The organism is Limihaloglobus sulfuriphilus (assembly GCF_001999965.1).
GTDB lineage: Bacteria > Planctomycetota > Phycisphaerae > Sedimentisphaerales > Sedimentisphaeraceae > Limihaloglobus > Limihaloglobus sulfuriphilus.
In genome coordinates, this window is sequence record NZ_CP019646.1 from 3,150,715 (window position 1) to 3,162,892 (window position 12,178).

Consider the following 12,178-nt stretch of genomic DNA (forward strand, 5'->3'; position numbering starts at 1 on the left):
GAAAATATTTTTATTTTTACCGGTTTCGAGACCTAAGTGAGAAATTGGGGTTAATATATACAAAAGGTTCATTACTGAAAGGGTCAATTGGTATCGCGTTTAAATCGCCGCTATCTATAAGTTTACTTAGTGAATCTGGATAATAATTATAATTCGAATGATATCTCAAAATAGCAATTATTAGAGACAATGAGTCTCCATCTGCCCGGCACGCATGGCTCAATTTATGAATTCGAGCTAATGCCGGAGCTATAATTGATACAGTTACATTTCCATCGGTTAGATGATCTGTTTTTTCGACAATGTCGATGTTTTGCTCTTTGAGTTTTGCAGGGCTTTGAGCGGACACAGAATCTGCGTAAGAATACAACTCATCAAGAGCAGATTTAGTTTTGTCACGCCCCGGATGTGTCAATAAATAAAAGACGGCCTTAAAACTGTCTGCTATATCATCTACTTCAATGTCGGTTATCTCCACATATTTAAAACTTTTGAGAAGGCCCGGCCATGTTACATGGATATGCCCCCTCCAAATCCGCCATCTGTGAAAGTACGCTGTAATCCATCATATGCAGTTATTTTACTGAGTTCAAATGTAATACTACAATCCCGGCCAGTATTAATATTCGTATATCTCTCGGATAGATTAGCAAGTTGATACGATGTAAGATTGTATTTATATAACATGTTCCGAATATGTTCTACAGACTTACCTTGCAGTGAAATCCCTGCAAGTTGTTCTATAAGCAGTTTTGGCCCTTCCATCATTAATCGCCCCAGCTTGTAACAAGTTAATAAATCTTTAAACGCTGAGTTAAAATCTCCCTGTTCAGCTTTAATATAAGCACTGTAGAAAAGAAAATCTGACAAATACTGGATGTCCTGGCATATTTTATAGTCGATAGTCCGCATTCCGAAAATAGACGTTTCATAGCTATATGTCTGCCAGAAATGCGGCTTAGCCGCTGCTTTTTCAATCCAGCTAAAAGCCTCTGAAGCATCTTCAATTATTTCTTTAATGACCTGTTTATGTATATCAGACAATTCTGAATAGGGTTCACCCCAGGCACTCACAGTATACTCACTTGCAGAGTTAAAGCTCTGGCCCATCCCGGGAAGTGATTCTGGAATTGTAGTTGTACGTGTAATTTTCAGCTTTTCTTCTGTTAATTCCGGCAGGGCGTCAATCCCTTTTATGATATAGGGAAATGCGTTGAGTGTCTCGTCTTCTGATAACGGGGCTTTTTCGTTAAGTACTTTTACATAATCGATACGAGCTACTGGTTCACCGCTTGTAAGCCACAAGATGTATAAAAGCAAACAGACGAATGAAAGGCCGATTAACTGGAAACTTCGGGCTGCCATTTTCCGCCATAATGGCCGGCAGCGTTTTTTTGCACGTCGCAATAATTTTCCGAGAAGTTTGGGATCGCCGAAGTTTTCTATCAATTCTTTTACGGTTTCCTCTCTTTCCTGCGGGGCGGTTATGCATTCAAGCTCATCCTCAAAATGAGCGACCAGTTCAGCCTGGACTTCTGCACGAACCTTTTTTCGGTAACCCATCTTACGCATGACGTAAAGTATGAATTCTGAAATCTCTTTTGGTGTTTCCTTATTAAGCTTGGGAAGAGTTGTTTTGGGCTTTCTTGTTCTAATGAAACGGATAATTGCACGTAATATATCAATGATCAAACCGGGCACAATACCAAAAATGATAGTAATTCCAAAGATGCTTCCATCCTGACCGCCATCCATAGTCAGCAGCAGCATACTGAAAAAACAGGCCGCACTTAAGATAAGCGTAACTGCGAAAAATTTCAGCAGTTTACGGCCCCTTGTATTGTTATCTATTTTTGTCATGGGCTTGTTTTTTAATATCCTTTCGGAGTTTCGTTAATAAAATTTTGTCAATTTTTCTAAGTCGGGTATTCAGCCGTTCCAGATACGGAATCGAGGCCGGTTCGCAGATGATCTATAGACTGTTTATGTTCTGCCAGATATGCCTTGCCCTTGCTTGTGATGGAGTAGTACCGTCGTTTTCTGCCGTTGGCAGCGGTCTGCCAGTTGGCATTTATAAGCTTTTTTGCCTCAAGGGTGTAGAGAAGAGGGTAAAGTATCCCCTTGCCAAGCGAGAGAATATTCCCACATTTTGATAACGCTTTACTTAACTCGTAACCGCACATCTTGCCGCGTGATAGAATCTCCAAAACCACTTTTGGTGCTCTCCCCTTCAATAGCTGATTTTCTAATTTCATTTTTCCTCATGTTAAAAGTGTTTTTAATAATAGTTTGTCACAAACCGTATATATGTCAAATATTACTTAAATAAAGTTTAAATGAGAATAAAATGTATCAGATTCTTGCATATGGTAAGGGAAAAAATAAAGGATCGAGTCCTCTTTTTATTGCATAAATTTTATATGTCCTTTAATGAAAGTATTTTACATCTCAAACTCTGGTTATGTTTTAAAGTGTTATACATGTCTTTGCTGTATTGGTCTGCCCCGCTTGAGATTCACAGCGGAAGGGAATGTTCCGCTCTGCTATGGGGAGGTATCTGTTTTGTCTTGATTTTTATCCGGGTTTTGCGGCTCGACGGGTGTTTGTTGTTCTGCGTGGTTGAGTTTTCCGCCGGTTTCGTCGGTTGCGTTGGGACTTTTGCCGGTTTTTTTCTCCTTTTCCCGCAACGCCTGCAGCAGAAGAAGCAGAAACTCTATTCTCGGCTCGTCGGGTTTACGCAGCTGCTCAAGGCACCTCTGTGCGGCATAGACGGCAGCTTCCGTAAGCCCCTGAGGCGGATATTTTTCGAACAGCTCACAAAGCCTGTCCGCTCCGGTTCTCATCTTGCCGTTGGCAAACGCCGAAACCGCAGACTGATAAGCGGCTTTGACGTCATCAGTATTGAGGGTATCTGCATGTAGTTTCCGCAATGAGAGCAGAATCCTGGCTGTAGCGGTACCTGGTTTTTTACGCAGGCGCCTGTCCATAAGTATATACAGGTTTTCATTGCCCATTATCTTTGCTATCGCCCAGGCGGCCTCACTGCGGCTGGGCTGATCCTCAAGCTCGCAAAGCAGGTTGAACATCTTATCAATAGCCTCGTTGGCGTGCAAAGCCCCCAGAGCAGAGGCATACGCCAGGCGAAGCCCGTTGTCATCGATCTCATTCATCCTTTGCAGCATAAAGGACTTACTGTCCACATCGCCGAGCCTTCCCAGCGACCTTGCCGCCGCGGCCTGCAACAGCTCATACTCGCTGAGAAGCAGCTCGCGCAGCGGAATTATCGCCGTACGGTCACCCAGTTTCCCAAGCGAACGAACCGCCGAGAGTGCCAGGTCAGGCTGCTCACCCGCGGCGACTCCCAGCAGGGCGTTGATGATATCAGGATGGCTTTTGAGCCGTGCAAGCGAGTTTATCGCTTCATGGCGGACATGGAAACTCGGGTCATCAAGGGCATCAATCAGCTCGTCCATGCTGATCGAGCCGCCGGCGAGACCAAGCCGCTCTGTAATGTCTGCGCGGAAGGTCTCGTCGCCGCCGCGGTGGAACCTGATTATATTACCCAGAGCCGATACCGGATTGCCCTGGAAAAAGATTCCGACAAACTGCTGTGTCGTAAGTCTGCCGTCTGACTGGAGATGTTTAATAACAAACGCCGCGGCAAGAAGTATCAATATAGCCGAGCCGAAAAGAAGCGAATACGAGTCAAAACTCAGCTTCCAGATTGAATACGAAAAATCGCCGGTACTTTCCAGCAGCAGACCTGCCAGCAGCGGGCCCGTACCGGCAAGAAGTCCCGTAACAGCATAGAAGACAGGCATATATGCGCCTTTTTTCTCTTCCGGCACAATGGTATTATACAGATACTGGCCCATCGCGACAAGCCAGCCGATGTTTGAGGCTCCCCCTGCAAATGACATAAAAAACGCCAGAACAGGCGTTGAGGCAGAGCCCCGCGGCAGGAAATACCACAACATTGGAACAAACGCCAGAAGCGCCAGGCTTGTGAGCATTACCGGCCGGCTGCCGTATCGGTCGCAGGCCCAGCCCCAGAGGTAGCTGAGCATGATCGAGCCGGTCATTCCGCCAAGATCAATCCAGACAATAGTGCCGGCCTCTATTCCGGCTACTTCTTTCATATAGAGCGGCAAAAACGAAAACAGCGCCCCGCTGCCCAGCACTCCAAGGCTCACACCGGTAAGGTATTTAAGGTAGAGCCGGTCTTTGAGAGAAGACAAAATCGCCGTAAAGCCGGCATTTTTTCTTTCTGATTCATGTACGGCTGTGCCGCCGGGCAAAAGGTAATAGAAAACCAGCGAAACATATCCCATTAGCAAACCGGCACTTATGAGTATCATAAACCGAGACAGCCCCAGATGCTCAAAGCGGCGAAGGACATAACCGGAAATGGCGAAGGTTGCCATCATGGTCAGCGTTGAGATGATGCTGTTTACAGAGCTGAATTTGCCGCGTATGCTGTTTGGTATAATCTCCTGCGTCCAGGCGACAAATCCGGTTTCTCCGCACGCCCTGCAAATCGCAAACGAAAGGAAAATCCCCATAAACACATAATACGCACCTTGTGTGCCGTATTTGCCGGCAACAAAGGGAACCAAGAGAATCATCGACATTATGAGCGTTCTGGCAAGGCTGAAGGATAAAAACATCTTGCGGTATCCAACCCTGGCGATCAGAGGCCCGACAAATATACCCAGAACCTGGCAAAACGGCATCAGTGATATTATTGTACCTGTCTGGGATTTGCTGAAACCAAGCTCATTGAGAAACAGAATGAAAACCGAGCCGGCAAATGTCAGGATGACGAACACGGAGTTTGTCATTGACGCCGCTACCAGCCAGGGCAGTTTCATAAGTTTTTCGACTTCGGTAAGCCTTTTTACTTTTGCTGACATCGTTTGCTTCTTGTCTTAGCTTAAATTGTAAAATCAACTCCCCCCTCACCGAGGCGGGCCTTAAAGTAAGCCTGTTGTGTTTAGTTCAACATTTAGGATAATAGCAAACATACAATAAAATACAACACGCACTTGACGGTTAAAGGCATATTTAAAAGAAATAGGCTATATTTTTTCAGATTCCGGCTGATAAGCATATGCGAGATTTTCCCTTAGAGCGCGGCGGCGGGTAGATACGCAAGCATTGCGCACCTACAGAGGGCGGCCCGTAAACGCAGGCAGAGCAGGTCCCGATGCAGGCCGGGGCATCTCTACGGGCGGGGTTAAACCTTGTAGTCGTCTTCTGTTATGGCGAGTTTCTTCTCCAGCTCGATCGCTTCGTTGACCTTGAGAACTGTAACCGCGCTCTCGTAGCCTTCTTCGGCGGGGCAGTTGAGCTTTGCCTTGCCTCGGATCGCGTCGAAGAAATTCTCCAGGTGCGGCTGGTGGTATTTCTTTTCCATTGTAACGTTAAAGGTGTATGCCGGCGGCGCGAGTGTCTCACGAACATCGAGAATCGCGTCCGGATCCGCCGCGGCTTCTGCCGGCTCTTCTTCCACGGGTTCGATAAGGATGCCCGCCTTGACCCATTTATCCCACTCGGGGGCGTTTGGCTCACGGTAAACCGCGCCGCGGCCGCTCGATTCGGAGATGCCCAGCGTGCCCATGTCACCCATGAAGGTCTCGTAGTAGCCGTTGTTGCTGTTGGTGGTCAGCGTCTGGTAAAACGCCCTTACCATGCCCTGCTTTGTCGGGTATTCGTATATCGCCATGACGTTGTCGTACCACTCGTGCGTGGCCTTGTCGTAGTAATCCGTGCCGCCGCCGGCGATTACCGAAGAGGGCTTTGCCCCGAGGAACCAGTTGTAAATATCGATTTGATGAGAGCCCAGATCAACTATCGGGCCGCCGCCAAGTCCCTTATACCACCGCCAGTTACGGAACTGGTGCATGCTGTCAAAGCCGTACATGTTCAAAACGGCCTCATCGATCGCCGCCTTCTCCGGCCAGCCCAGGTCGGGCTTTGCCGAGCGGTTCCACTGGCCGTTAATGTTGGTAATCCGTCCCAGAAGGCCGGCTTCCTTGATAATCTTGTCATAGACAAACTGATAACGCGGGTTGCTGCGGCGCTGGTGGCCGATCTGAAGGAGTTTTTCGCTCGAACGGGCGGCCTCAACCATCTTGCGGGCGCCTTCCAGGGTGTTACTCATCTCTTTTTCGCAGTACACATGCAGGCCCGCATTGAGACAGTCAACCGTCTGAGGAGCGTGCCAGAAATCCGGCGTGGCGATGATAACAGCGTCGAGGTCTGTTTCCTGGGCGAGCATCTCCTTGTAGTCGATATAGGTGTTCACATCATGCTTATAAGCCTTGAGAAGACGTGAGACCTTGCGGAGGTTGTACGCCTCCCAGATGTCGCAGACCGCCTTAAAACGAACATTAGGTATCTGGAGACAGGAGTTTACAAGGACGTTGCCCTGTTCGCCGGCTCCGATAAGTGCTACGTTTATATCATTGCTCCCCGCTGCCGCGGCGGATACAGTGCTGATGCGGTTTGCCAATACCAGCCCCGCGCCGGCAATCGCCGAGCCGCGGAGAAAACTGCGTCTGTCGATGTTTCCTGTAATGTTTTCCAGCATTTTTGCTCCTGCCTGGGGCACTTATGTGCCTGGTTAACGAAATGTTATTAAAATATCACAGCTAAAGCCTCAATATGTGCTCATCTGAAAAGTATAAAAACAGTCAAAAATAAAGCAAGAACTTCCTGGCCCTTCGCGGCGATTATTTGGGCGGGATTGCCTTTGGTTATTTTTTCTCGATGTTTAGATTGATAATATTTTAGCATTTTTATATAAATGGTGTATAATATTCGCTCTGTTTGAGATTATTGAACGATATGTTTTAAAAGGATACAGCTGATGAGCTGCACGAAAAACCACATAGATACGATATTAGTAGTTGATGACAATGAACAGAACCTTGAGCTGATACAGGCCTACCTCGAGGACCTCGACTGCCGCACGCTGGCGGCGACGGACGGCGAAGAGGCTATCGATATTGTCAAAGAGCAGATGCCGGATTTGATCCTGCTGGATGTCATGATGCCCAAAATGAGCGGCTACGAGGTCTGCAAGCGGCTTAAGGCAAAGCCGGAAACCACTGATATACCTGTAATTATGGTTACCGCTCTAAGCGAGCTGGGCGATATTGAACGCGCGGTGGAGTGCGGCACGGACGATTTTCTCAGCAAGCCGGTAAACAAACTTGAGCTGCTCACACGCGTAAAAACCATGCTGAAACTCAAAAGCGTTACCGACAAGCTCCAGAAAACCCTTGCTTACTTAGAAGCCCTGCAAATCCAGGCCCCGCAATAGTTTAACTGCCCCGGAATTCTCCGTCTAACGCCCGGTCAGGCTTAGAAACTCTCTACGGTCTCGACGACGGCCCTTACATTTTCCAGCGGTATGTCGTAAAACAGATAATCGCTGGCGCCGACCATGTGCTTGCGTCCCTTTGTCGCTTCCAGCACCACCAAAGTCGCCTCTTTGACCTCATCAACGGTGCCGTTGAGCAGGATATCGAGGCCGATATTGCCGCGTGTGCACATCTCGGACGGCAGTATTTTGCGGGCATCAGCGAGACTCTCGACATTACCCACCGGCGGCGGCGAAAGCGTCTCGAACAAATCTATCCCCATGCGGTTATACAGCCCCATATCCAAAAACGGCTGAACCGGCGAGCAGATATGCGTATAGGCGAGTTTGCCCAGCGAGCGGATAAAATCAGTCAAAACCTTCGAGTCGGGTATAAGAAAATCCTCATACAGACCGGGCGAGAGCATCTCGGAGCCGGGCCCGCCGAGGAATACAAAGTCCGCGTCGGCGCGGAAAACCGCCTTGCAGATTTCCATGTTGATATCAAGCAGATAATCACAGCACCTGCGGTATTCATCGTGATGCAGCATCGCCAGCATGACCAGATTCTCCACCGTCGGCAGCCCGAAAAGCTCAAACGGCTGCATGTTCCACTGCACCGATACCGGCCCGTGCGGCTGGAGTTTCGCCAGGTCGGCCCCGAGGCTGTCCGTGATATAATCCAGATTCGCGGCGTGCTGGTCGGCGTACCAGCGGACAATGTCGAAGGCCCTGGTCTCGTCCGCCGAGCTTACAGGGTACTTCAGCGGCACAAAACCCTGTTTGGGTACCTCGTGGCCCTTCCAGTACAGCTCGCCGTAAGGCGTAGTGAGCCACTGCTCCACGACACGCTCGGTCTCGCGGTTTTCGGTTTTGGTCTTGCGTTTGAGGGCGGGATTTCCGCCGGCGGCATCGGGCAGGCCGACATTAAAAAGCGGGTATCCGCCGGCCAGCTCATACGCCCTGATCAAATCGTCGAGAGTTGTCTCGGAGTTCCAGCGTTTGCCCGCCAGCTTGGTATCAAAGCCGGCACCGGCTCCTATCTGCATTGAAACAAAGGGCTTATCTCCGCCGTGGTTTACATAGTGGATAAATTCTTCTCTCGCTGACATCTGTTGTCTCCGCAATCTACTGCCATTATTAAAATATACCGGATTCGAATATCCGGTCGAATAGTTCGCATAATACCCGCCCGCCGGATTACAGTCAAATGTAAAATGCACCAAAGAAGTAGTTTTTACATTATCCCCGGCAATACGTTTGCGGGGTGTTATGGTAAGAGTTCAAACTTTAGTTTGTTTATCCTTGTAGAGACATTTTACGGGAGCCTCTTAAATATTTACAGGAAAAGATTTTAGAGCGTTGAGAGACGTATGCAATACGTCTCTACGGGAGCCCGCTTCAAAGAAAAATCAATTAGGATGTTGACTTCACGCCGCGGACAATATTATAATATCTCCCTGGATGTCCCAATAGCAGGGAACCGATAGCGGCAGGGCGGATGCCGGTTGTTTGGTATCACGTCCGCCCTGTACGTGGAAATCTGTTTTCAAAGCGAAAACAGGCAGAGGAATTCGCTCAAGAGCGGCTTCCTCTTTTTTTACGGGCAAACGAGAGACACCGATTTTCATGCCGGCTCAAATGATACCCCCCTGGCCGGCAGCTGTTTGTTTATTATTATATTAATAGATATTTAAATATAACAGTAGTAATAATAGTCGCTGTTAGATTGTTATGTTTCGTACACGAAAGTTCGTAAAATTACTGTTAGCGGAATGTTAGCACAGAAAGTTATGCACAAATTTTGTGGAAAACCTGTTGAGAAGTCTGTTCCCAATACCCCTCTAATATAACAGGAGTTTAAGAGTTATCGCAGATAACCTGCCGCGGCTGTTACATTCTGGAAAATTTGTAACAGCCCTGCCAACAGCTTATCCACGAAGTTTGTAACATTTCGGTAACAGTTTTTCCACAAAAAACACCCGCCTCACCGCCGCGAGAGAGGGGATTTGTGCAAATGTCAGTCTTTTACTCTCTTTCCCGCGGCAGCGCTGGCCAAAAGCAAAATGAGAGCCGATTTAATCCCCTGATAACTGTATGACATCTAATAACTCCCCGCCGCGGCTGTGTGCTACTTATAGTATCGTAGATTTTGAGCAGGAAATCCATACCATGAATTATACCACTTATAGTGTGCAATCGTGAGCGCTTTCTGCTCAGGAAATATTTTAAAGAAAGAGTTTTTATGGAATCAAATATTTTAAAAACATTCGGCAAAAATGTCCGTGAACTCAGACTCTCTAAAGGCTGGTCCCAGGAAGAACTCGCCAGAAGATGCGACCTGCATAGAACCTATATTGGAAGCATAGAGCGCCACGAGCGAAATGTAAGTTTAATTAACGTCGAGCTGATTGCGAAAGCTCTGGATGTAAAGATTTGTAATTTGGTTGAAGATTGATATGAGTGGAAATGTTGCAAACAGAAAAAGACTGATATCCATAACAAAAGGCAATATAAAAAATGGTCATATCTATTTGAGTGGTCATCATGATTTTTTCCCTAAAGAATGTTATGGAAAATCTAATCAAAAAGCAGGACAAGGCAAACTCTTAAATTTGTTTTTGGACGGAATAGGGGACACTGTACAAACAGATATCTCGATCGATAGAAACGGCAATCCGAGAAATTTTTTTAGAAAAAGGGATTGGGTGGCGCGTTTCTTTCAAAAATATCGGATTCAGGAAGGAGATGTGGTTGCCATAGAAAAAATAGGACGGTATAGCTACCGTTTGTATCCCTTTGAAACACAGAATATGAGAACTGGCGCAGAGGTTTCGCTGCACTGGCCTCCCTTAGACCCTCGCAAACCTACGGCGATAGATTTATTTGCAGGCTGTGGAGGCTTTTCATATGGTTTAAAACAAGCAGGCTTTGAGAATTTATTATCTGTTGAGTGGGACAGTGCTTGTTGTGAAACATTTAAAAAGAATATCAGCTCACGCATTTTGAACTGTGCTATTCAAGAAGTCGTCAATTTCCCGGAATGTGACCTGCTTGTTGGGGGGCCTCCGTGTCAAGGCTTTAGTAACCTGGGTGAAAAATTGCCTAATGACCCACGACGCCAACTGTGGAGGCACTTTATCAGGGCTGTAAAAGAAGCATATCCTTTGATTTTTATTATGGAAAATGTTCCCCCGATCATAAAATCTCAAGAATATCAGGAAATACTAAAAGAGTCACAAAAGTTAGGCTATATAATAGAGGGTCGTGTATTGAACACAGCTTTTTACGGTGTGCCCCAACAAAGAAAAAGGGCAATTATTATCGGTAGCCGGATAGGCCCCCCGGCGTTCCCCAAACCGACACATATTGACCCTAATGAGAAAAATCTTTACAATACCGAGTTGCCTCATTGGCGCACAGTCCAAGATGCAATCGGCGATATGCCGCGTAAACCAGACGGCCATAATTGGCACATAGGCAGAAACCCAACAGCAAAATCACAGAAAAGATATAGGTGTATTCCGCCTGGGGGGAATCGATGGGATTTGCCACAGGAATTGATGCCCGAATGCTGGAAACGCAAAACAAAAGGTGGAACAGACTTATTTGGTCGGCTTTTTTGGGATAAGCCGTCTGTAACGATAAGAACGGAGTTTTACAAGCCGGAAAAAGGTAGATACCTTCATCCTGTTGAACATAGACCTATTACTCACAGAGAAGCAGCCAGGCTCCAGGGATTTGAAGATAGTTTTGAGTTTATAGGGAAAAAAATCGAAGTTGGGATACAGATAGGCAATGCAGTGCCTCCGCCTTTTGCCTGCCAAATAGGTTTAACTGTAAAAAAACAAATCGACAATTGGAAGCGGAATCAAAATGACGTTAGAAAAAGCCAGTTATGAACAACAAGTAGAAAATCTAATCGCTGAAGCAGAGGCTCTTCTTTCAAGTTACAAACAGCAATGGAAAGGGCTTTCTTGGCGTGAGAAAGTGTTGTTACTAGTGGATTTAAATATACCCATATCAGACTTGGGGGTCTATTCTAATTATAGAGTAGCAAATCTTGCTGCAAGAGAGAGGCTTCGTTTATATTTCATAGAACATGTCGGGGAAATAATTCATAAAGAGGAACTTCGTGTTGTAAGTGGTATATCAGAGTTTGGGCGTAGGGTTCGCGAATTGAGGGTTGAGGATGGCTATAAGATTATTACCGGTGTCGGTGATAGTGGAGAGTTTTTGGGACTAACCCCGGAAGAATATAAACTCTTAGACAAGGAGCCGGACCTGAATGCTGCGCACAGATGGCACATCGCAAATAGGATTAAAAGAGAAACAAAAGGAGGCAGTCAAGCAAAAATTCTTTGTTTTCTGAAAGAATTTGTTGGGAAAGTGGTGACTAATGATGAGTTGTATAATGTCTCAGGTGCGAAGGAATTTGGCAGAAGAGTCAGGGAGCTAAGAACGGAAGAAGGCTATGCAATATCAACCAAATTTACAGGTCGCCCTGATTTAAGGGTTGGGGAATATGTCTTAGAATCTCTAAATCGAGTAGCAGATCCCCATGATCGGAAAATACCTTACGAGGTACAAAAACAAGTCTACGAAAGGGATAATAATACATGTAGGCTGTGCGGCTGGAATCATCATAAATGGACAAAGCAGGATCCGAGAATTCTCGAATTACACCACATTCGGGAACATGCAAAGGGAGGTCAAAACTCATTAGACAATGTTATTTTGCTTTGCAGTAAATGTCACGACAAGGTTCATGCAAAAAAACTTTCAGTACCAGATAATATTTTAGATTAAAAA

Annotated in this window: 11 protein-coding genes; 4 read left to right on the forward strand and 7 right to left on the reverse strand. The window is 46.5% G+C overall.

The window, feature by feature from the left end:
- Positions 1-16 precede the first annotated feature (16 nt).
- The 5 genes from SMSP2_RS12180 to SMSP2_RS12200 all read right to left on the reverse strand — a co-directional run bounded on the left by SMSP2_RS12180 (position 17) and on the right by SMSP2_RS12200 (position 6,592).
- Complete coding sequence (locus SMSP2_RS12180; RefSeq protein WP_146684319.1) at positions 17-478, reverse strand: hypothetical protein; 462 nt, start codon at positions 476-478, stop codon at positions 17-19.
- Between the two features lie 32 nt (positions 479-510).
- The gene (locus SMSP2_RS12185) at positions 511-1,860 is read right to left on the reverse strand and encodes a hypothetical protein (protein WP_146684320.1); all 1,350 of its coding nucleotides are present in this window, start codon (positions 1,858-1,860) and stop codon (positions 511-513) included.
- A gap of 56 nt (positions 1,861-1,916) precedes the next feature.
- Positions 1,917-2,255, reverse strand: a complete 339-nt coding sequence (locus tag SMSP2_RS12190; protein ID WP_146684321.1) for a PadR family transcriptional regulator — start codon at positions 2,253-2,255, stop codon at positions 1,917-1,919.
- 288 nt (positions 2,256-2,543) lie between these two features.
- Positions 2,544-4,913 carry an MFS transporter gene (locus tag SMSP2_RS12195; RefSeq protein WP_146684322.1) on the reverse strand — a complete coding sequence of 790 codons (2,370 nt, stop codon included), beginning with the start codon at positions 4,911-4,913 and terminating at the stop codon, positions 2,544-2,546.
- A gap of 323 nt (positions 4,914-5,236) precedes the next feature.
- Complete coding sequence (locus SMSP2_RS12200) at positions 5,237-6,592, reverse strand: Gfo/Idh/MocA family oxidoreductase (protein ID WP_146684323.1); 1,356 nt, start codon at positions 6,590-6,592, stop codon at positions 5,237-5,239.
- Between the two features lie 279 nt (positions 6,593-6,871).
- On the opposite strand from SMSP2_RS12200, the gene SMSP2_RS12205 reads away from it, so the two are divergent.
- A complete protein-coding gene (locus SMSP2_RS12205; RefSeq protein ID WP_146684324.1) occupies positions 6,872-7,327 on the forward strand; it encodes a response regulator in 456 nt (151 codons plus the stop codon).
- 41 nt (positions 7,328-7,368) lie between these two features.
- On the opposite strand, the gene SMSP2_RS12210 is transcribed toward SMSP2_RS12205, so the two are convergent.
- Entirely contained in the window at positions 7,369-8,478 is a 1,110-nt protein-coding gene (locus SMSP2_RS12210; protein ID WP_146684325.1) for a uroporphyrinogen decarboxylase family protein, read from the reverse strand.
- A gap of 318 nt (positions 8,479-8,796) precedes the next feature.
- Positions 8,797-8,976: a hypothetical protein gene (locus SMSP2_RS12215; protein WP_146684326.1), complete on the reverse strand. Its 180-nt coding sequence runs from the start codon at positions 8,974-8,976 to the stop codon at positions 8,797-8,799.
- A gap of 635 nt (positions 8,977-9,611) precedes the next feature.
- On the opposite strand from SMSP2_RS12215, the gene SMSP2_RS12220 reads away from it, so the two are divergent.
- Genes SMSP2_RS12220 through SMSP2_RS12230 form a run of 3 tightly spaced genes read left to right on the forward strand, consistent with a single transcriptional unit; the run spans position 9,612 to position 12,175 of the window.
- Complete coding sequence (locus SMSP2_RS12220; protein WP_146684327.1) at positions 9,612-9,824, forward strand: helix-turn-helix domain-containing protein; 213 nt, start codon at positions 9,612-9,614, stop codon at positions 9,822-9,824.
- 1 nt (position 9,825) lies between these two features.
- Positions 9,826-11,268 carry a DNA cytosine methyltransferase gene (locus tag SMSP2_RS12225; protein WP_146684328.1) on the forward strand — a complete coding sequence of 481 codons (1,443 nt, stop codon included), beginning with the start codon at positions 9,826-9,828 and terminating at the stop codon, positions 11,266-11,268.
- Positions 11,243-12,175 carry an HNH endonuclease gene (locus SMSP2_RS12230; RefSeq protein WP_146684329.1) on the forward strand — a complete coding sequence of 311 codons (933 nt, stop codon included), beginning with the start codon at positions 11,243-11,245 and terminating at the stop codon, positions 12,173-12,175. The genes SMSP2_RS12225 and SMSP2_RS12230 overlap by 26 nt, the downstream gene beginning before the upstream one ends.
- Positions 12,176-12,178: the final 3 nt, after the last annotated feature.

Excerpts from the sequence above, each read along its gene's own strand:
- SMSP2_RS12185 (WP_146684320.1), bottom strand. The coding sequence starts at position 1,860 with ATGACAAAAATAGATAACAATACAAGGGGCCGTAAACTGCTGAAATTT.
- SMSP2_RS12190 (WP_146684321.1), bottom strand. The coding sequence starts at position 2,255 with ATGAAATTAGAAAATCAGCTATTGAAGGGGAGAGCACCAAAAGTGGTT.
- SMSP2_RS12195 (WP_146684322.1), bottom strand. The coding sequence starts at position 4,913 with ATGTCAGCAAAAGTAAAAAGGCTTACCGAAGTCGAAAAACTTATGAAA.
- SMSP2_RS12200 (WP_146684323.1), bottom strand. The coding sequence starts at position 6,592 with ATGCTGGAAAACATTACAGGAAACATCGACAGACGCAGTTTTCTCCGC.
- SMSP2_RS12205 (WP_146684324.1), top strand. The coding sequence starts at position 6,872 with ATGAGCTGCACGAAAAACCACATAGATACGATATTAGTAGTTGATGAC.
- SMSP2_RS12210 (WP_146684325.1), bottom strand. The coding sequence starts at position 8,478 with ATGTCAGCGAGAGAAGAATTTATCCACTATGTAAACCACGGCGGAGAT.
- SMSP2_RS12220 (WP_146684327.1), top strand. The coding sequence starts at position 9,612 with ATGGAATCAAATATTTTAAAAACATTCGGCAAAAATGTCCGTGAACTC.
- SMSP2_RS12225 (WP_146684328.1), top strand. The coding sequence starts at position 9,826 with ATGAGTGGAAATGTTGCAAACAGAAAAAGACTGATATCCATAACAAAA.
- SMSP2_RS12230 (WP_146684329.1), top strand. The coding sequence starts at position 11,243 with ATGACGTTAGAAAAAGCCAGTTATGAACAACAAGTAGAAAATCTAATC.